Here is a 21,158-nt window from a genome sequence, read left to right as displayed (position 1 = left end):
AACTGAATCTTTCAAACAACTTAGCAACATCTTTGTCCGGGTGATCGGACCCCGATCGAGCCGAGTATTGTACAATCTGGCGCGCCTCACAGCAATCTAACAACCATGCACACGCGTTCACCCCTTCAAATCAGTCGGTCCGTAGTTTTTGCCTTGATACTGCGCGAAATGCGGAGCCGTTTCGGGAGAATTCGGCTTGGCGCTGTGTGGACCATTCTTGAGCCGTTGAGCCACATGATAGCGCTCGGCATCATCATGAAATTGCGCGCCACCCCGACTGGAAGCTATGAGTTTCTGGTTTTCCTATTGATGGGCTTAGCTCCATTTCTGCTATTCAAGAACATAGTGCTAAAGCTGATGGGCAGCGTTGATGCCAATAAAGCACTCTTCTCTTACAAGCAAATACAGCCAGCCGACGCTTTTTTTGCGAGAACAATTGTTGAATTTTGCATTTCCGCGATCACTTTTCTTCTTATATATGCCGGGTTGACTTGGTATGGTTACTCAACCGCCATTGCGGATCCAATATTATGGGTAGCGGTGCTTTTTTTGGGAATCGCGTTTTCATTTGCCCTAGGAATACTCTTCGCTATTATCGCGGAAGCCGTACCTGAATTGAAAGTAATACTTGGCCTGCTATTCCTCCCGCTATACCTTCTATCGGGCGTGATCTTTCCCATATCAAGAATGCCTCATTCCATTGTGGAGTATCTACTATGGAATCCCTACCTGCATGTTCTTGACCTGATTCGCGGAGCGACCTTCGCCCATTATCGGATATATCCTGGAGTGTCGCTGGAATATGTTGCGAAATGCGCGATCGTTATTTCGTTCATCGCATATGCGGCCTATCGCGTGCGGAAATTTCGCTTGATGTCCCTCTGAGAAATTTATGTTCGAAGTATATAACGTTACAAAATCATACATTACGCCACGAGGCCGACGTTACGTTTTTCGCGACATTAGCTTCTCGGTTCCTCCAGGCAAGAACATTGGACTGATCGGAAGGAACGGCTCTGGGAAGTCTACCTTGATGCGTCTTCTAGGCGGCGCCGATAAACCCGATCGCGGCAGAATTGTCACCGATCGCAGCGTTTCGTGGCCAGTAGGTCTAAGCGGCGGATTCCAGGGCAGCATGAGCGGCCGCGACAATGTGAAATTCGTTTGCCGCGTCTATGGCGCTGTCGGCGAACGGATGAAGAGCATCATTAATTACGTCGCTTCCTTTGCAGATCTGGGGAAGTGGTTTGACGAGCCAGTACGATCATACTCTTCAGGCATGCGTTCACGCCTTGCATTCGGCTTAAGCATGGCGTTTGACTTCGACTATTACCTGATCGACGAAATCATGTCAGTGGGTGACGCGCATTTCAAAAGAAAGTCCAATCAAGAATTCGGTAGAAAGCTGAAAACGTCCAACATAATTCTGGTAAGCCACTCAATGGAAGATATTCGCCGCTTGTGCAATTTCGTCCTATACGTAGAAAATGGCGAAATCCGTCCTTTCGAAGACGTCGAAGCCGGAATTTCCGCCTATCAAGCATAATAAATCGCCGCAGGAAAATTCCGTGATAAATTTCGACAAGCTGAAGAAAGTTCCCCTTTTTATTTATATGGTTGTGTTACCCATGGTTCTCATGGGCTTGTACTACGCCTTTTTTTCCATTGACCGATATGTCAGCACAGCAAAAATGGTTGTGCGACAGCCGCATGAGTCAGCCAGCTCGGCCGTTCCCAGCCTCGCATTGCTGATGGGCAGCACGAACCCCACGTCCCGTGAAGAGACCCTATTCGTCCAGGACTTCATCCAGTCCATTGATATGATGAACAACTTGCGTGGCAAGTTGAAATGGGTCGATGTCTACGCGGATCAACTTAGAGACCCAATGTTCTATCTGAACAAAAAGGCCCCTTCGGAAGATCTCCTCAAGTTCTATCGACGAATCGTAGAAACACATTTCGACGACTTTACCGGCTTATTGGAAGTGGAGGTCCAGACCCCGGATGCAGCGCTGTCGCAAGCCATGCTCGAGGAGATATTGGTTGAAAGCGAACGGTTCGTGAATGAAATCTCGCACAAGATTGCGAGGGATCATCTTAGTTTTGCCGAACGAGAGTTAGCGAACGCTCGTCGCAACTACATAGAGAAGCGCGATTTATTGATCGCTTTTCAAAGTAGTAATAATCTTCTCGACGCCAAATCTTCCGCGGAATCGAGGGGCGCGACAATCGCGGGCCTTGAAGACCTGCTTACCAAAGAGCGCGCAAATTTGAAAGCGTTGCGTTCGGCATTGGACGGCGATAGTCCGCAGGTGCGGCAACAGCAGACCAGAATTCGCGCAATCGAACAACAATTGGCTGCCGACAAGAAAGAGTTGATCTCCGCCGTGGGTGGTGAGCAGCTTAACGTTATTGCCGCAAAATTTCAGAACTTGACTGTCGATGCAGGCATTGCGGAAGAGAGCTATAAGTTGGCCGTCGCAGCCTTGGAGAATGCGCGGATCGAAGCTTCCAAGAAGATCCGGAGCCTGGTCACCATCGTGCGACCGGCCGTGGCAGAGAAGGCAATCTACCCCGAACGTTTTTACAATCTTGCCACCCTTTTCATTCTTCTTGTCCTGCTATACGGCGTCGCGCGTTTCGTGATTGCCACGATCGAAGATCACCGCGACTAAATGGCCAAACTCATGATTGCTGCCTCCGACTTTAAGGTTTCTTGCCCCGCCCAGGTCTTTAGCTTTTCGGTATGCCACCATCGGCTGATGCGCGTGGCCATCGCGACCGCTTTGGCCGCCGCGCTGAGCGGCTGCGGCATTCTCTCCGGTGCCGGCCCGTACCGCACCTCGATCGCCATGGACGAGAACGCTACTGACCCGCGCTATGACGTTATCGATATCGAAGCCAAGACGATCGGACCCTATATGCGCCCGCCAGCGCCTGAACTGGTATCCGACGTCTCAATGCTCCCGGTCAGCAACGTGATTCTTATCCCTGGCGACGTCATATCGCTAATGATTTCAGACAGTGGCCAAGAGGGAAGCACCCTTTTTTCACCGCTTAGCGCGGGAGGGACGACGTTCCCCAAGCTGCGGCTAGATTCCGCCGGCAAGATATCCCTGCCCTATGCGGGCGAGATGAAAGTATCCGGCATGACCCTGCCCCAAGTGGAGCGTGCTGTTCACCAACGACTCAAAGGAAAGGCCGTCGATCCGCAAGTACACGCAGAGTTGGTCGGCGACTTGTCCGGCTCCGTCCTGGTCGCGGGCGGGGTAAAAGCTCCTGGCCGCTTTTCCGCCCTGCAAGGTCCGCTGACTTTGCTGGACGCGATAAATCAGGCAGGCGGACCGGTTCTTGAACCCCATCTGGTAAACGTAGTGGTTCGGACTGGAAGTAAGGTGTACACGTATCGATACGACGACTTGCTGCAAGGCAAGAATCAACCCGTACCGCCCCGCTCCGAAATTGTCCTCGAACGGGCGCGACAACGCTTCGTCGCCATGGGGTCCGTGAAAACGCCGGGCCTGCACGACTTGCCTGCCGCCAATCCCAGCCTCTTGGAGACATTGGGAGCGGTAGGCGGCCTCGACGAAGCCAAAGCTGACCCGACGGGCGTATTTGTATTCCGTCTCGTCGATACGGATCCGTCGAATCCTCATGCCCTCGTCTTCCGACTGAATATGCGTAACCCGGAAGCTATCTTTCTGGCGAAGCAGTTCCTTGTGCATCCTGAAGACGCGATATACGTCACGAACGCAGCGGTGTATGAATGGCAGAAGATCGTGGCACCAATTGTGCAGACGATCTTGCTTGGACAACGTTTCTAACCCGACCATGGCCGGCAAATTCGCCGCTGTTCACTGGCTGGACTGGGGTGTATGGAGTCAACGGCATTTGTCGCATAGGCTTGGCATGCGCCTGTCGATCGCGACCCGTTGGACAAAATGCAGTTCTGTCATTGCATACGTAGGCTGGGGCCTTAAGCGTAGCGGCCAGCGCGCCCGCCTTCTTGCCGCCCGCCGCGGGCGCGCTTGCTGGTTGCTCGAAGATGGTTTCCTGCGGTCGTTGGAGGGAAGCGAGGGTGCGTCTTGCTCACTGGTCGTCGATGACCTCGGCATCTATTACGACGCGTCTAGCCCATCACGCCTCGAGGTGTTGATCTCGACGCCGATAGATGCCGAACAACGTGAGCGGGCTCGGCGGCTGGTAGCCACCTGGAGGGACGAGCGCCTATCCAAATACAATGCCGGCCGTGACCCGCTCCCCGAGATGCTGCCGAGACCATACGTATTGATCGTGGACCAGACTGCTGGGGACGCGGCCATTGCTGCGGGCAATGCCACACCAGCAAGCTTTCAGAGCATGCTCGCCGATGCAGCGTCCGCATATCCAGATTGCACGCTCGTGGTCAGGATTCACCCTGAAGTCGTTTCCGGGCACAAGAAGGGCCATTTTGACGTCGCAGCTCTCCAAGTAAACCCGCGCGTGCGCATCATTGCGGACGGCTCGCACCCAGCACTGTGGATCAAGCATGCCCGCGCCGTCTATACCGTTACGTCACAGCTTGGCTTCGAGGCCTTGTTATGGTCAATACCGGTATACGTGTACGGTATGCCGTTTTATGCCGGATGGGGCCTCACTCACGATATCTTGCCGGCCCCCAATCGCCGGCGAGCGTCCTCGCTGGAACAGTTGGTACATGCGAGCCTTGTCTCCTATCCGCGCTATTTCGACCCGGAAACAGGCCGGCCCTGTCAAGTAGAGGAACTGATGGCATGGATGGCCCTTCAGCGTCGGCAACGCCAGCGATTTCCCTCTCACGTGTCTGCCTACGGCTTCTCAAAATGGAAGCAGCCGTTCGTGCGAGATTTTCTTTCCGGTAGTATTCCGCAGTTCCTGCCGAATCTCCCAAGCCCGCCCCCTCGCGACCAAATTCTCGTGACCTGGGGCCATAAGTATGCCGAGGAACTCGAAAAGAACGGCTACAAAAGGAACGTATTGCGCATCGAAGATGGCTTCCTCAGATCCGTTGGACTGGGCGCCGACCTTATCCGCCCAATATCCTGGGTCGTGGACCCCGATGGAATCCACTATGACGCGCGCTTCCCGTCTGGGCTAGAGAACATGCTAAACAGTGCATCGTTCCCCGCCGCCCTTCGCGAACGCGCCGAAGCGCTACGCTCCCGCATCGTGAGCGCTGGGGTCACTAAGTACAACCTGCAATTGCCTCGACGCTGGCAGCGTCCTGTTGAAACGCGCTCGGTGACGCTCGTTATAGGCCAAGTCGAAACTGATGCCGCCATCCGCTACGGCACCGCGAACATACAGCGCAACATCGATCTCCTCAAGGCTGTACGTCACGCGCGGCCCAATACCTACATTCTCTATAAACCCCATCCCGACGTGATGGCCGGATTACGCCGAAAAGGCGAAGGCGAGTCAGATGCGTTGCAATGGTGTGACGAAGTCGTCGGAGATGTACCCTTCGAATTCCTGCTCGATCACGTTGATGAGGTCCACGTATTGACCTCCCTAGCTGGTTTCGAGGCATTGCTCCGACAAGTGCCAGTAGTGACATGGGGCATGCCGTTCTACGCCGGTTGGGGGCTCACGCAGGACTGCGGCATGACACCAGCGGTAAAGGCTCGGAGGACACGCCGCCTGCAACTGGACGAACTCGTCGCGGGTACGCTGATTCTTTACCCCACCTATGTCAGTCGGCGCACCCGACATTTCTGTACACCGGAAACGGCGGTACAAGAACTACTGGATTGGCGCAACGAACCCGCCTCCTCATCCCCAATACGTCGTGTCATCGCCCGCCTGACACGCAAGCCATGAGAAAACGCTTCCTATTTTTGCAAGGACCCTGCTCGCCATTTTTCGGCAAGCTTGGTCATGCTTTGCGCGACGCCGGCCACGACGTTCAACGAGTAAATTTCAACGCAGGCGACTCCTGGTACTGGAATTGCGGCAAGGCCTTTTACTATCGATCATCTGCTGACAAGCTGGAGTCGTGGTATGCGAACCTCATGGACAGTGAAGGGCATACCGATATCGTTCTGTTCGGTGACCAGCGACCAGTGCATCAACCGGCCATCCGCCTAGCCAAACAGCGGGGAATCCGGGTACATGTATTTGAGGAAGGCTACTTTCGCCCCTATTGGGTAACCCTTGAGCGAGGGGGGGTAAATGCACACTCCCAATTGCCACGGGATCCCGCTTGGTACCGGCGAATTGGGCCACGCATACCAGATTATGGCAATGGCTTGGCTTTCCCACCATCGTTCGCATCGCGTGCTTGGCATGACGTTGTATATCACGTAGCCGGCATTCGAAATCCGTTAACCTATCCCGGCTACCGAACGCATGCTCCCCTGCGGGCGCATGTCGAATACGCGTCCTACCTGAAGCGCGCGGCCACACTCGGGGGTGTGAAACGCGGCAACCTGGCCGCTATCCAGTCGCTCATTTATAGCCGGACGCCCTTCTGGCTCATACCTTTGCAGCTGGGGAGCGATGCCCAGATCCGACATCACTCCACTTTTGAGAGCATGCGGCACGTGCTAGAGGTAACGCTGGATTCGTTTGCACGAATGTGCCGACCGGACGCGGTACTGGTGATCAAGAATCATCCACTGGACACGGGACAGGACGACCATGCCGGCACTATCGCTGAGATCTGCGAGCGAGTGAGCCTTAAACCCGGACGAGTGCAATATCTGGAAACGGGCCCGCTGCCTGCATTGCTCAACCACGCGCGGGGAGTCGTTACGGTAAACAGCACAGTCGGTGGTTCTGCTCTAGTGCACGGGCGTCCCCTCAAAGCACTAGGCAACGCCATCTACGACATGCCCGGACTCACGTTTCAGGGAGAGCTAGATGCCTTCTGGCGCTACTCCAAGCAACCCAACCAGCGCCTCTTCAGATGGTTCCGCAACACCGTCATACACTGCACACAGGTAAACGGCGGCCTGTATAGCAACGAGAGCATCAACCTAACCATTGCCAATGCGCTGCCGCGCTTAACTGCGGATCATAGCCCCTTGGACACATTGCTTGCATGAGGCCGAACGGCTTCCCTCTGGTTACTTGGCACATGTGGCCTTGCCTTCCGCTCTGTCAGCATAGTCGGCGACATTCTTTCCTTCTATGCGATTGTTCTTGAGCTCTAGCTCTGCCGACTCGCACTCGTTGCGGCTCACACGACGCTGGACACAAGCCCGAACATTCTGGTTGCAATACCATTGCGAGATCGCATGTATCTCCCCAGGTTTCGTATTATCGGAGGGAGAGCCGAAAATATTTCCACTCACTTCAGTTCGATCGGACTTATCCCGAATTCGAATGGGATCTCCCGAGAAATTATCAAAACGATTGCCGATTATTTTGTTATCTTGAGACATATTAGCAATATAAATGGCATGCAATTGACCGCGCCCGAATTTTTTCGACCCGGTTTGATTTCCAAATAGATTGACGATATTCTGAAATTTGTTCCCTTCAATTTTCCCATGCCCTACGCCTTGCAATCGTACGGCGGCTGTACAGTTTCCTCTTGGACGCTTGTTGACTTTGACGGGATCGAATTTGCTACCAATATTCTCAAAGCGACTCTCTGTTACGACGACGTCCCGCCCACCAGGCCGTCGGACATCGTCCGCCCAGGCTTTCAGGCTTATTCCTTCGCAATAGTTGCGAATAGTCAAACCACTGAACGATAGTTTCATCGATACAGGAGGGGCATCATTCGTGGGTATTGGTGCCAGCCCCTGGAAGAAGACCGACTGCTGCCCCCCTTGTCCGTCAAATATCACGGCTCCCTTGCGCGAGCTTGGCTGAAATCGCGTCCACACTCCGGGGAAAGTACGCCATTCAACTCCTTGTCCGCGGTATATCCCTGGAGCGAATAAAACACGCACTTCGTCGTAGCCCTGAGCATTTTCAGCCACGATATCCTGCACACGTGCCAAGGAAGCCACGGGAGCCTCCGCTCTCATGCCGTTGGCTGTATCCACCCCGGAAGGAGAGACATACACGTCGAGAGTCTTGGCGTACGCGTTCGCGGCACAACCACAGAATCCGAATAAAAATACTGCGATCCCAAGTGCCAAGGGCCTGAAGGGACGTACAGGTTGTGTCTGAACTGCGGATTCCACTTGATTTCCCCCTAGAATGCGCTGCGCGCCTAAGCACCTCGACAACACTCAATGGCTCAGGCCATCAGCTTTTCAAGTGTACTAGGCGACATCTACGTTCTTATGAACGATGCTACGAAACCTGCATTACTAAACACGTATCCTCTATGAAGGACCGCAGTAAATCATAAGAATAGCAACAACTATTTCACGGTTTCTGACAGAAAAAAAGGCAGTCAGCACAAGGAGTCGAACCAAAACTCACCTTCCAAGTCCTACCGAAAAGCTCGATAGAGAGATAGCATCGTCGCTTGACCACAGTCATCGATGATCAAAGCCGCGCACGATATATTCGGACGGACCTATATGTATCAACGTATTGCCACGATGTTTGCCTGCGGGCGATAAACAGATCTTTTCCACCTTGTCAAGTATCGGCAGCACGGATCGATGCAGAACGATTGGCAGGGAACCGGACGCCAAGGTAAGGCCTATGCCGGGCGATTGATATACGTTGCCATTCCCCTGCACTATTACGTCCGCCCTTGTTCCTTCCTGCCTTAAGGAGAGTCAACACGCGGTGGCTGTCGGGCATTCGAATAATCTAAGCTCTGGTACGCCAGACACGGTCCTGTGTTGACGTCGCCGCGCATCTATCCTCTCAGGCGGTTTTAGGGCATGATGCAGCCAAAAATTCTCCGAATTTATCTGCGGCGCATACTGGCAAATTATTGCTATTTGCATACAAAATAGTCATATTGTTACGCATGTAGATCGAAATACTGCTTTGCAGTATCAGAGCCTTCGATATCCGATACAAAGAGAGAGCGCGTGTCAGACGGAATTCTTAAGCTCGACGCTAATGAAGCAAAGGTCATTACCGCCGAGTCGCAATGGGGCGATGATCCGGTCCTGACGATTCAAGTAAAAGAGAATAGCCATCTGACAGTTGACGGCTGTCGTCATACCATGGACGTTACCTATACCGGCGCTGCAGGTGGCCGCGTGACGATCACCGCCACCAACGGTGCCGATTTAAGCCTGAAAAATTGGCATACAGGTCTACCAGCGGCCTGTGCAGTCCGGATCGAACTGAATGCTGGCGCATGCGTCAATGTCGATCAGCGTGTATTGCACGTGCTTACTCCGTCCAACATCGCGGTCGTATTCCAAGGCGGCGACGCAAATTGTCTTTCTGCCACTTGGGGCGCCATGGCGTCAAACTCGGCCCCCCTCCGCATCGAGAACATAGCAACGGGCGATGTTCTAGCATTGGCTTGGACCACATGCAGCGGCGTAGTAGTTGAGGCCGACGAGATACGACCGACCGCCATAGCCGGCACGTTCCGACTGATCTCAGGCCAAGCGTGCGGCGCGAGTGGTCCGACGATAGAACTTCCGAATGCCGGTTCAGCATCATACGAGTGGATTCAGCAAGTCGACTGCACGCCCCTACCTGTTGGAGTGCTGGTCGCCGCAAGTGGGAATGAGACTACTGAAGTTGGCGAGCAATGCACACGAACACTATTTGTGCGCGGCCGAATCTCACATCGCATGCGAGCACGCTTGTCGCCCGTAATAGTGCAACCGGACGCGTTGGGACCGGGCGTGCCCCACCGTAGAGTCGCACTGGCTCCTGGGCAAGCTGTGGATTGGATGGGCACGCCAATGTTCGCCCATCAATTAGTCAACGGCCGCCTTATCACACAGGACGACGACTGGCTGCATCTGTGCTATACCGTCCCGTCTCCGAGGCATAACGAACATATCCTCGACATTGCTGGCATGCTATTGCTACCAACTCGACACCCCCCATTTTCGGTAGCGACAGGAAGCGAAATAGAGACTTGCAGGCAAAGGCTATTGACCTATACAGCCCACGCTTCGGGCGCATTCATTAGCACGGACCCGTCCCTGAGGCTTGAGCTGGGTGGCCAGAGCATTTCGGGAAGCGAAGACTCCGTCCGTTCCGGATACTGGAATTTCACATTACCGGAGACGTTGCAGACTGGTAGCTTGCGCATCATGTCCCGCAGCGGGATCGCCAGGGAAACTTCGACGCTCGCGTTGGACGACTGCCGCATGCTTGGCATAGCAATCGCGTCAATCACCGTAAGGATGCCAGACGGCCGGATCCGGGGCACGATAAGCTTAGACGATCCCGCATGGTCTGGCCTGCATGAACCGACCGTAAGGCGCGGACAACACATGTACTGGACCAATGGCATGGCCGAACTGCCGGCGAGCAGCCATGGCCTTTGCGGCGGTGAAATACTGGAAGTGCATGTGGCCGCGACGGGACGCTATTGGGTGGAAGATATGGGGCCCACGGCCGAAGAAAAGGCTAGCCGATGAGAATAGATGACCTTGCAAGCGGTGCCCAGAACTGGCCGAACGCTTTTATTTCTACGATATTGTCCGGCGCGCCCGGCCCCCAGGGCGTGCCCTACTTGCTTATGTATTACCCGGTGGCCCAGGTAAATCCGTTCCAACAACTGCTATACGCCTCGGCGGAGAAGTCAGGATTATCCGTGCTCCCCGTCCTACGGCTGGAGAGTCTAGACGACGTGGCCTGGAGCGGCCACGGGATCATTCACCTGCATTGGCTGGCAGGCATTCTGCAGAAGGCCACAAGCGCAGAGGAAGCCGATCAACTGGTGGCCGCCTATGCCCGCAGGCTGGCTCAATGCCGTGAACGCGGCCTGCGGATAGTCTGGACGGTTCACAACATCTTGCCGCACCGCATGGCCTGGCCGAAAGCCGAACGCGAAATGCGACAGATCACCGCGGACGCGGCTGACCTGATTCACGTCATGAACCAGGATACCGAAAGACTAACAGCGCCCCATTTCAAGATGGACCCGCGCAAAGTAGTGCATGTCCCGCATCCCAGCTACGGAGACTGGTACGCGAATATCGTATCGCCGATGCTAGCTAGGCAGGATCTCGGCTTGACTTCGGATGCTTTTATTTTCTTGAGCTTCGGCTCGATTCAACCATACAAAGGGCTGCATGAACTTGTCGATGCTTTCGATGAAGTGCGTACCCAAGAGCCCGGCAAGCTATGCATCCTGATGATCGTCGGCCAGGTGGATGATGAGCCTTACTATGCCTCACTGCGCAGCAAAGTCGGCGACCGCCCGGACATACGTCTTATCCCAGGCAACGTACGCGACCAGCGCGTACAGTATTACTTCAATGCGGCCAATGTCATTGTCGCCCCCTACCTTGCCACCCTGAACTCGGGCGTGGCACTACTGGCCGCTACATTCAACCGCATGGTAGTGGCGCCTGCTGAAGGTGGGATGGCCGAAGTATTCGCAGCCGACCCCACATTGCTGTACTCGCGCCATCCCGAAGACAACCTGACTAGGGCGCTGCGCAGGGCGTTGCATCATCGGCCTGCCGACGACCTGTTCGACGACATGCGGTCAAAGCATGATCCGATGCTGTTGTCGCAGCGGTTTTGCGAAGCGTTACGCCAGCTCATGGACAACCATAAGAACGAGTGGCGCACATGCTGATCTCGTCTTCCACTCCGGTTGGTGCGCCTCGTTCCCCCCATGCTTCCCGCAGGAAGGCGCTGAAAACGTTGACCATACCTATCGAAACCGACGCACAGGGATGGATATTGCGCGCACATGCTCGGGGCTCGCTGCAACAGAGCATCTTGCGCGGCACGGTCCTCGCGTTTCAATTCTATGGGGTGGACAACAAAGTGCTTGATGCGCCCGATTGCGGGCACACTTATTCCGCTGCACTCGAATCCCGCTTCCATTACATACCGGTAGGCGGGCCCAACGAAAAGGCGCTGGCTCTACGCCCGCTGTTGCCTCCGCGCGGGGCAATCAGGCTAGAAGCGCAGTTGCTGCGCTGGCAAGGTACAGACAATATCGAGCTGGACTGCACCCTATCTGCGGACCCACACGAATACACGCTGAATGACCTACCCAAGCTTGAAGCACACCAGGCTGAAGGCCTTGAGCGGATTGCGTGGCGCTGGCTGGACATCCATCGCACCGAGCGTCAGTACCTGCTGGAAGTTCAGGCACTGGCCTGGCGCACCGGCGCTACTGCCCTGCTCGCCAAGGCATGCCGGTTGCTCGAGACCGCACCGGAAGTCCGCGGCTATATGCGCCTGCAATCCAAGTATGCGCTGGCTGCGATCGAAGAAATTTCGGATTGGCTACCCTTGCCCCCAAACCTGCCGCGGTCGTCCGTCACGGGCTTGGCCCACAACATCGTGCATTTATCGCCAGCGCCGGATAGCCGCTTATTAGCGTTGGCACGTTTGCAATTTGAACAAGGGTTGAAACCACTAGTGCTGGTCCCGGTGGAATACACGCAGCAAGCGCAGCCTGCCGCCCTGCATTCGCACAGCATTGTTGATGGAGTCGACATCGTCGAATTGAATGCACTGGCGCCAGCAGCATGGCAAACGGTCAATCGTCCCGACCTTCTGCGTTTCGACGTGCTGCTGTCATCGCCGTGGCTGCACAACAAACGAAGCGGCCTTATTCATGCCCATGTAGGCCGATCGGGGTACGATTTGGCATTGCGGGCGTTAGCGCTCAGTCACCATCATCGTCTGCCGGTGGTGATGCAGTGGCATAACCGGCACGCCCCCTTTCCACACCCGGACCCACTGTCCCCACCGCCGACCAGTGCCTGGGCTGATCTGGCCTACAAGCAGCAAATGCGATGCGCTCGCCGTGCAGATGCCCTTCTGGTTGCCGACAATTGGCAGGCAGCATTGTTAGAACAGGCGGGCATCCCAAGAGACAGAATTTTTGTCTTGCCACCTTGCTCCGCCAAAGCCCCCCCCGCAGACAAGCGGAACAAGGGGCAATGGACGGTGTTGCTGGATGTGCATGACGTGGCGCCCGAACGCATCACCATGCTGACGGAAGCACTGCCGCAGGCAATCAAACTTGATGGCCTGCGGCTCCGCATAAAGGGTGACAACGCCGCGGTCGCGCAAATCTCGGCCAAGCTGATGGAGGCCGAACTCGGCGAGCATCTGCATACCACCAGGCAGACCGGGGATGCCGACAAACACGCTATCGACGTGACGATACTTCTTCGCTTACAGCCCTGTGCAGGCCGCCATCATTGGCTTTCGGGGCTTGGCCGCATTGCAGGGCAAGGCACGCTGATGCTTGCGGAGCATACGCAGCAAAGCGAATGTCTGGTGTCCCAGGCGGGCTTGGGCCTGACATTCGATATCGCCTCGCCGGCGTCGATGGCCAGTGCCTTAGCGTCTTTGGCGCCTTCGTCCGCGCTGGGCGTCCGGTTACGCGAGCAATTGCGAATCAGCCTGAACAACTACGACAGTTCGGCGGAAACTGCCCTGACCGTTGAAGCGGCATACCGTTATGCCCTGTGTGCGCCAGGTTGAGGAACCGTCCCGCCGCCCAGCAACCGGGAACGCGGAACCGAGATTTACCAGGAACTATTTCCAGCCATGCTAATTCCAGTCATTCTGTCCGGCGGCGCGGGCAAGCGGCTCTGGCCAATTTCCCGGATATACCATCCGAAGCCCTTTATCGACTTGGATGGAGAGAGCCTTTTGCAGAAGGCGCTGGCGCGCGCCCAGGCGCTGCCCGGCGTGCAGGAGATCCTCACGGTCACGACGCGCGATCTCTACTTCAAGACCGTAGACGCCTATCGGACGGTACATCACCCCGCCGTGTCGCTGGGCTTTGTCCTGGAACCCGAAGGCCGCAATACCGCGCCAGCGGTGGCCGCAGCCACGCTCGCGTGTGCTGAACGGCATCCCGATGCCACCCTGCTATTCCTGACCGCGGACCATCTTATCAACGATATGGACGCTTTTGCAGAGGCGGTGCGCGAGGCTTGCGAGCTTGCGGCGCGGCAACGTATCGTCACCTTCGGGCTGAAGCCGGACCGGCCCGAGACCGGCTATGGCTATATCGAGGCCGAACCCGACAATCGCGTACGCCGCTTTGTCGAGAAGCCAGATCTGGAGACCGCACAGCGGTACTTGGCGGACCGGCGGTTCCTCTGGAATTCGGGAATGATCTGCGCAACCGCCGGTGTCTTGCTGCAAGAGTTGCGCCAATATCTTCCTGCGGTGCTGCAAACGGTGAACCAAGGGCTGGCCAGCGCCGTTCGCCTGTCTGGCGCCGGCCATTACCAGGTGGAGCTGCCGTCGGATGCCTACAAGGACATCACGCCGATTTCCATCGATTACGCCCTGCTGGAAAAAACTGACAAGGCTGCGGTGGTTCCGTGCGCCTTGGACTGGACCGACGTAGGCAGCTGGGATGCGCTTGCCAAACAGCAAGCGCCGGACAGCAACGGCAACCGCGTGCAGGGAGAAGTGATTTTGCACGAAGTGCGCGACTGCTATATCCACGCCGAAAACCGGCTTGTGGCTGCGGCCGGCATCCAGGGTCTGATCGTTGTGGACACCCCCGACGCGCTACTTATCCTGGACGCCGCACATCCCGAGTTCATGGAACAGATCGTGGCCAGCCTGACTGCCCAAGGCCATGAGACCCGCCTCTATCACCGGACAGTCCATCGTCCTTGGGGCACCTATACAGTGTTGGAAACCGGAGCCAACTTCAAGATCAAGCGGCTGCGGGTCAAGCCCGGCGGCTCATTATCCTTGCAGATGCATCATCACCGCAGCGAGCATTGGATCGTGGTGGACGGCACGGCCCATGTCGTCAATGGCGACCAAAAGTTGGTATTCCACCGCAATCAGTCTACCTATATACCGGCTGGTTGCCTGCATCGGCTCAGCAATCAGGAAAAACACGATCTGATCCTCATAGAGGTCCAAAGCGGCGACTATTTGGAAGAGGATGACATTGTGCGCTTCGACGACGCCGTACCCGGCGACGACGCGCCCAACCGCTCGCAGTAGGCCAACCATGCATCCACCAGCTCATGCAGGAAAGCGACACGCGGTATACCCTCTGCGACGTCGCGGTTGCCCCAGATCAGATACGGTGTAGTACCGGCCGGTTCGCCCAGCGCAGCGTAGACGTCGGCCATGATTGGCACATGGTCGCCAAACACGCATAGACTGGCGGGCCTGGGATGGGCCCGCAGACCTTCAGCCAGCATGCCGAACATGGCGTCCGCATTGCGCAGATGGCGCACGTAGGCGACCAAGTCATCGCAACGTGCTGGCAAGGGCGACACGCTTGTCGCGGCGTGGTCTTGCGGGCCCACCTCTTCCCAATGCAAGGGACCGTGGTTCTCCATCGTGATCAGGTGTAGATAGATGGGCCGAGCATCCTGTCCGCGCAGGATTTCCAGCGCGCGGTTGGCCAGCGCGACGTCGCCAACGTAGGGGCCTTGCCTGTCTTCCTCACGGAACCGCTCCAAGTCCAGGAATTCGTCGAATCCCAAGGCAGGAATGACCTTCTTACGCCGGTAGAAGTCCGCGTGGTAGGGATGAATGCAAACGGTGCGGTAACCCTGTGTTTTCAGGTGCAGAGCCAAGGACTGTACGCCCGAGGCAGCCAGCCTGCGATAAGGGTTGAATCGGTGCACGCCCAATGCCTCGCCGCGGTGCCCAGACAGGAACTCGAACTCGCTGCGTACGGTATTCGCGCCCCACGCTGGCACGCGTAGCTGTCCATGCAGGCCTGATTCGCCGCACAGGCGATCAAAATTCGTCAACAAGCCGGGACGCAGCGTCGGGTAATAAGGGCGGGGGTCAAAAAAAGATTCGCTCTGGACGGAGATCAAGTCGGGCTTGGATGCGACGTTATCAAACACTGGCCATGACTGCCGCGCCAGCACGGGTATGCGGCTTTCCGCAAGGCCATACCTCCAGAGGCATGCAAAGAGGCCGAATCGCCTTAGGTCCGCATTTGCGTTGAACGACATAACGGCGGCGCGGCCTACCCAGCACATGGCAACGCCGCACAGGACCATCGTCAACAACAGGGCCGCATAGGCGAAAACAGACATCGCGGCGTACAGACTAGGCTCATACCGAAATGCCGCGACGCATATCAATATATAGCCGACCAACGGCAACACCACTGCCCAGACGCCGATGAACGGCAGATACAGCCGCGGGTGCTTGATCGCGTCCAGGAAGTACTCGAAATCGGGGTACACGAAAGGCTCGCGCAGTGCGCCGTGCTTCGCGTTGCTTACGACCACGACCACCATTTCGAGCGCAAGCACGTTGCCGGCCGCGAAGTACGGGCGCCTCATCAGCAGCAGCTCGGCCGCGAATGCCAGCGTCCACACGCCGGCATGGACGGCGAAAGCCGCGCACGGCCTGCCGACGATGAGCGGCCGCGGCCGGAGCATCTGTTCGATGCAGAACGACAGGAACAATCCGCCCAGAAATGCGGGCAGCAACGAAGATAGCAATGCGTCAACCACGGTATCCCAGGCGCGTCAGGATCCAGCCGGACACCGATGGGTGTATGACAGACAACAGGAAACACCCCATATTCAAGGGAAAGGGGAAGGAAATCCGCGGCCGATCCTGCGCCAATCCCTTCCGGATCACGCGCGCGGCCTTGTCGGCCTGCCAGAGAAAGGGCTTGGGGCCTGGCATATCCCTGCACATCTGGGATTCCACATACCCGGGCATGACCACGTTCACGCGTATGCCTTTGGGCCGGAGAAAGTCGCGCATGGCCTCGCCGTACGCCTTGACCGCGGCCTTGCTAGCGCTGTAGCTCGGCGTATCCGGCAAGCCGCGCCAGGCTGCCAGGGAACTGATCAGGGCTATTTGTCCGAAGCCGCGAGTTTGCATCGACGACGCGCTGGCGTGCGCGGTCGCCATGGCCGCGACCACATTGACGTCGAGCAGCCGCTGCATGTCGGGCCAGGCCTCGCCGGCGGCGTCGGGGCCCGTGCTGATGTTGACGCCGGCGTTGGCGATCACGAGGTCCGGCATTTCAGATGCCCCGACCTCTTCGAGCCACTGCCGCAAAGCGGCGGTATCGCGAACGTCCAGTTCCTTGGTCACGACGCGCGCGCCGGCGGCGCGGCAGCGGTCGGCCAGGTCCGCCAGCAACTCGCCGTTGCGTCCATGCAGCAACAGCGTCTGCGAACCGGCCCGGGCGTACTCCAGCGCCAGGGCCGCGCCGATTCCTCCGGTGGACCCGGTAATGAGCACGCAATGCGGCACATCTGATGCTCGAACACGGTTCAAGACTGGCATGACTGATAAGAGTTGTAGAAAAATACGTAAGAACGCAAACAAGCCGAGTGCCCTACGCGCTTGCGGCGGGCACTCGGCCAGGGAAAAACACGTCTGTGGCGGCGTTGTTATTGCAGCAGGCTGCGCAACATCCAGGCGTTCTTTTCATGCACGTCCAGGCGTTGCGTCAACAGGTCGGCCGTGGGCTGATCGTTCGCGGCATCGGCCTTTTCGAAGGCGGAGCGGGCCGTCTTGGCAACGGACTCGTTGCCGCTGACCAGCAGGCGGACCATTTCCAGCGCTTCCGGCACCGACTCGGGTTCAGCGATGGACGACAGCTTGGAATATTCGCGGTAGGTGCCCGGCGCATAGTGGCCCAGGGCGCGGATGCGTTCGGCGATGCTGTCCAGCGCGGTCCACTCTTCCGTGTACTGGGTCATGAACATCTGGTGCAGCGTGTTGAACATGGGCCCCGTGACGTTCCAATGGAAGTTGTGCGTCATCAGGTACAGCGTGTACGAGTCGGCCAGCAGCTTGGACAGCTCACCGGCGACGGCGGCGCGGTCCTTGTCCGAAATGCCGATGTTGATGCGCGGAACGCTCGGGGTCTTCTTGGTGGACTTGGCCATTGCTAGCTCCTGTTGGATAAGTACGAAGGAAGAATACCACTGCAAACGCTACGGATTGACGCGGCGCAGGGAGGAAAAAAAGCGGTTGCGCCACGAAAGTTTGACGCGGCTCAAACCGTCTTCGCGTGGCGCCGTGCATGGCGCCAAAATATCAATCCTGGACGGCTGCCGCCTCGTCGACCAGCATTTTCACGCCGGGCAGTTCGCATTCATAGACGGCTTGCGCTAACGCTTCGATCGCCGCCAGGCGGGGAAAGCTGCGGCGCCAGGCCAGGACCACGCGGCGCTCGGGCACGTGGCCATCGAACGGCAGGTAGGTCAGCAGGCTGTTGCTGGGTGGGTGTTCGGGCACGGCCGTGACGGGCAGCACGGTGACGCCGATGCCCGCCGCCACCATGTGGCGGATCGTTTCCAGCGAAGATCCTTCGAAGGTGCGCTGGATGCCGTCGCTGGCCGCCGAGAACCGGGACAACTCGGGGCAGACTTCCAACACCTGGTCGCGGAAACAGTGGCCGCTGCCCAGGAGCAGCATGGTTTGCTGTTTCAGGTCCTGGGCATCGATGGACTTGCGCTGGGCAAGTTCATGGTCGTTGGGCACCGCGACGATGAACGGTTCGTCGTAGAGGGGCTGCATGACCAGGCCCGCCTCGGGCAGCGGCAAGGCCATGATGGCGCAATCGATTTCGCCTTGGCGCAGCAGTTCCACCAGTCGAACAGTGAAGTTTTCCTGCAGCAGCAGCGGCATCTGCGGCGTGCGGCCGATCTGCACTGGCACGAGCTTGGGCAGCAGGTAGGGGCCGATCGTGTGGATGACGCCGACGCGCAAGGGCCCGGCCAACGGGTCGTGGCCTTGACGCGCGATTTCCTTGATGCTGGCGCTTTCTTCAAGCACTTTCTGCGCTTGCGCGACGATGCGCTGGCCGATCGGCGTCACGCCGACCTCGGCGCCGCCGCGTTCGAACAGCGTCACGCCCAGCTCGTCTTCCAGCTTGCGTATCGCCACGGACAGCGTCGGCTGGCTGACGAAACAGGCCTCGGCCGCCCGGCCGAAATGCCGTTCGCGCGCGACAGCGACGATGTACTTGAGTTCGGTGAGAGTCATGGTGGACTACGCCCCCGGGGGTTGCGCGCAAGCCTCGCGGCTGGCGCTTGAGTGATTCAGGTTAAGGATGGGCGGCACGGCATCACGTCCGCAGGAAGTCTTCGCGGCCGCGCATCCAGCGCGCCAGGTGCGCCTCGACAGCGGCGGGATGTTCGGCGCGCAGCCAACTCGCGGCATCGCGGGCGTCTTCGGCAATCGCGGCATCGGTTTCCAGGTCGGCAAAGCGCAGCAGCGCCATGCCGGACTGACGCGTGCCCAGGAACTCGCCCGGACCGCGTTGTTCGAGGTCGCGTCGGGCGATTTCGAACCCGTCGGACGTTTCGAACATGGCGCGCAGGCGTTCACGCGCGATTTGGGACAGCGGCGTCTGATACAGCAGCACGCAAACGGATTCGGCGGTGCCCCGCCCTACCCGGCCGCGCAACTGATGCAGTTGGGCAAGGCCAAAGCGTTCGGCGTGTTCGATGACCATCAGGGACGCATTCGGCACATCGACACCAACTTCAATAACCGTCGTGGCCACCAGCAAATCGACCTCACCGTCACGGAACGCCTGCATGACGGCGGCTTTTTCTGCCTGGGGCAAACGGCCGTGCACCAGACCGATGCGCAGGTCGGGAAGGTCGACGCGCATGCCTTCATAGGTATCGACCGCGGTCTGCAACTCCAGCGCTTCGCTTTCCTCGACCAGCGGACAGACCCAATATGCCTGCTGCCCCCCACGCGCGGCTTGCGCGACGTGCGCGATGACTTCTTCTCGCCGCGCGTCGGAAACCAGCTTGGTCAGCACCGGCGTGCGCCCGGGCGGCAGTTCGTCGATGACGGACACGTCCAGGTCGGCGAAGAACGTCATGGCCAGCGTGCGGGGAATAGGCGTGGCGCTCATGTTCAGCTGATGCGGCACGAAGCGCCCGCGTGCGGTTTCGCCCTTCTTGGTCAGCGCCAGGCGCTGCCCCACCCCGAAACGATGCTGCTCGTCGACGATCGACAGTCCCAATCTATGGAATTCGACATGATCCTGGATCAGGGCCTGCGTGCCGACCACCAGTTGCACGCTGCCGTCCGCCGCGGCGGCAGCGGCTTCACGGCGCGCCTTGGCCGTCAGGCTGCCGCTAAGCCATGCCACGTTGACACCCAACGGCTGCAGCCATGACACCAGTTTGTGAAAATGCTGTTCGGCCAGGATTTCGGTAGGCGCCATCAACGCGACCTGGGTACCGCCTGCGATGGCCTGCGCCGCTGCAATCGCCGCGACGACGGTCTTGCCGCTGCCAACGTCGCCCTGCAGCAGGCGATGCATTGGGTACGGTTTGGCGAGATCGGCCGAGATTTCCCGCACCACCCGTTCTTGCGCGCCAGTCAGTTTGAACGGCAGGTTGGCGTACAGCTTGGCAACCAGCCCGCCGGGCTCGGTACGGACCGGCAGCGCCTCTGATTCCTTGACGCGGCGCGCGGCGCGGGCGGCGGCCAGCGACAACTGCTGAGCCAACAGTTCGTCGAACTTGATGCGGCGCCAGGCGGGATGGACGCGGTCCAGCAAGGCCTGTTCAGATTCGCCTTGGGCCGGCGTATGCAATGCGCGGATGGCGGGCTCGAAAGGTGGCAGGTCGTAACGCTGGCGAGCTTCGTCGGGCAACGTGTCGGAAAGGTCGGCGCGGTCCAGCGCCTGCGCGATGGCGCGGCGCAGGGTCAGTTGCGGCAACCCTTCCGTGGTGGGGTACACCGGTGTCAAGGCGGTAGGCAGCGGTGCGTCCGCATTGGTCATGCGGGGATGCACCATCTGACGGCCGAAGAGCCCGCCCCGGACTTCGCCCCGGGCGCGCAGGCGTTTGCCCACGGTGACCTGCTTCTGCTGGCTGGGATAGAAGTTCAGCCAGCGCAATTGGAGTTCGCCGGTTTCGTCCGCCAGCGTGGCGGTGAGTTGGCGCCGGGGCCGGTACAGCACCTCGGATTTAGTGATTTCACCTTCGACCTGGCCCGAAAAACCGGGGCGCAGGGAACTGATTGGAATGACGCGGGTTTCGTCTTCGTAGCGCAGCGGCAGGTGCAGCACGAAGTCCTCGGGCAGCACCAGACCCAGGTTACGGAGCTTGCGCTCTGTATCCGTCAGCGGTTTCCCCGCGCCTTTGTTATCGGCGCCGGGT

General features: G+C 58.2%; 16 protein-coding genes. 10 read left to right on the top strand and 6 right to left on the bottom strand.

Annotated features, from left to right (window positions below; genetic code table 11):
• The first annotated feature begins 105 nt into the window (after nt 1-105).
• From ACE039_RS18130 to ACE039_RS18105, 6 genes are read left to right on the top strand one after another with little or no spacing between them, the layout of a single operon-like run.
• Nucleotides 106-885, top strand: a complete 780-nt coding sequence (locus ACE039_RS18130) for an ABC transporter permease (RefSeq protein ID WP_310028361.1) — start codon at nt 106-108, stop codon at nt 883-885.
• A gap of 7 nt (nt 886-892) precedes the next feature.
• Nucleotides 893-1,546 (top strand): ABC transporter ATP-binding protein, encoded by a 654-nt coding sequence (locus ACE039_RS18125; RefSeq protein WP_310028358.1) that lies wholly within the window; start codon nt 893-895, stop codon nt 1,544-1,546.
• A 22-nt stretch (nt 1,547-1,568) separates the two neighbouring features.
• Nucleotides 1,569-2,675, top strand: coding sequence for a KpsE/RkpR family capsule polysaccharide export protein (locus tag ACE039_RS18120; RefSeq protein ID WP_310028356.1), 1,107 nt, complete (start codon nt 1,569-1,571; stop codon nt 2,673-2,675).
• Between the two features lie 12 nt (nt 2,676-2,687).
• Nucleotides 2,688-3,824, top strand: a complete 1,137-nt coding sequence (locus ACE039_RS18115) for a polysaccharide biosynthesis/export family protein (protein ID WP_485811888.1) — start codon at nt 2,688-2,690, stop codon at nt 3,822-3,824.
• On the top strand, nt 3,808-5,838 hold the full coding sequence (locus ACE039_RS18110) for a capsular polysaccharide biosynthesis protein (RefSeq protein ID WP_310028351.1): 2,031 nt from the start codon (nt 3,808-3,810) through the stop codon (nt 5,836-5,838). The genes ACE039_RS18115 and ACE039_RS18110 overlap by 17 nt, the downstream gene beginning before the upstream one ends.
• Nucleotides 5,835-7,064, top strand: coding sequence for a capsule biosynthesis protein (locus tag ACE039_RS18105; RefSeq protein ID WP_310028348.1), 1,230 nt, complete (start codon nt 5,835-5,837; stop codon nt 7,062-7,064). Before ACE039_RS18110 ends, ACE039_RS18105 begins: the two co-directional genes overlap by 4 nt.
• Before the next feature lie 21 nt (nt 7,065-7,085).
• Here the strand turns inward: ACE039_RS18105 and ACE039_RS18100 are convergent, their stop codons facing one another.
• Complete coding sequence (locus tag ACE039_RS18100) at nt 7,086-7,979, bottom strand: right-handed parallel beta-helix repeat-containing protein (RefSeq protein WP_485811887.1); 894 nt, start codon at nt 7,977-7,979, stop codon at nt 7,086-7,088.
• A 987-nt stretch (nt 7,980-8,966) separates the two neighbouring features.
• Between ACE039_RS18100 and ACE039_RS18095 the strand changes: the two genes are divergently transcribed.
• The 4 genes from ACE039_RS18095 (at nt 8,967) to ACE039_RS18080 (ending at nt 15,030) form a co-directional block, all read left to right on the top strand.
• Nucleotides 8,967-10,490, top strand: a complete 1,524-nt coding sequence (locus ACE039_RS18095) for a Hint domain-containing protein (RefSeq protein WP_310028342.1) — start codon at nt 8,967-8,969, stop codon at nt 10,488-10,490.
• Nucleotides 10,487-11,659, top strand: coding sequence for a glycosyltransferase (locus tag ACE039_RS18090; protein ID WP_310028340.1), 1,173 nt, complete (start codon nt 10,487-10,489; stop codon nt 11,657-11,659). Before ACE039_RS18095 ends, ACE039_RS18090 begins: the two co-directional genes overlap by 4 nt.
• Nucleotides 11,653-13,533, top strand: a complete 1,881-nt coding sequence (locus ACE039_RS18085) for a glycosyltransferase (RefSeq protein WP_310028337.1) — start codon at nt 11,653-11,655, stop codon at nt 13,531-13,533. The genes ACE039_RS18090 and ACE039_RS18085 overlap by 7 nt, the downstream gene beginning before the upstream one ends.
• 66 nt (nt 13,534-13,599) lie before the next feature.
• A complete protein-coding gene (locus tag ACE039_RS18080) occupies nt 13,600-15,030 on the top strand; it encodes a mannose-1-phosphate guanylyltransferase/mannose-6-phosphate isomerase (RefSeq protein WP_310028333.1) in 1,431 nt (476 codons plus the stop codon).
• On the opposite strand, the gene ACE039_RS18075 is transcribed toward ACE039_RS18080, so the two are convergent.
• The 5 genes from ACE039_RS18075 to recG form a co-directional block, all read right to left on the bottom strand.
• Nucleotides 14,955-16,466, bottom strand: coding sequence for an LTA synthase family protein (locus ACE039_RS18075; protein WP_485811884.1), 1,512 nt, complete (start codon nt 16,464-16,466; stop codon nt 14,955-14,957). The two genes, ACE039_RS18080 and ACE039_RS18075, sit on opposite strands and share 76 nt — an antisense overlap.
• Nucleotides 16,467-16,506: 40 nt before the next feature.
• Nucleotides 16,507-17,304: an SDR family NAD(P)-dependent oxidoreductase gene (locus ACE039_RS18070; RefSeq protein ID WP_485811883.1), complete on the bottom strand. Its 798-nt coding sequence runs from the start codon at nt 17,302-17,304 to the stop codon at nt 16,507-16,509.
• Between the two features lie 107 nt (nt 17,305-17,411).
• Nucleotides 17,412-17,912, bottom strand: a complete 501-nt coding sequence (locus tag ACE039_RS18065; RefSeq protein WP_105558225.1) for a Dps family protein — start codon at nt 17,910-17,912, stop codon at nt 17,412-17,414.
• Nucleotides 17,913-18,063: 151 nt separating this feature from the next.
• Nucleotides 18,064-19,014 (bottom strand): LysR substrate-binding domain-containing protein, encoded by a 951-nt coding sequence (locus tag ACE039_RS18060; RefSeq protein WP_105558226.1) that lies wholly within the window; start codon nt 19,012-19,014, stop codon nt 18,064-18,066.
• Between the two features lie 82 nt (nt 19,015-19,096).
• On the bottom strand, nt 19,097-21,088 hold the full coding sequence (gene recG, locus ACE039_RS18055; RefSeq protein WP_485823166.1) for an ATP-dependent DNA helicase RecG: 1,992 nt from the start codon (nt 21,086-21,088) through the stop codon (nt 19,097-19,099).
• Between the last annotated feature and the right edge of the window lie 70 nt (nt 21,089-21,158).

The organism is Achromobacter maghribensis, assembly GCF_057334215.1.
Note: the sequence above shows the minus strand (reverse complement) of the source record. Positions and strands in the feature narration are given on the sequence as shown.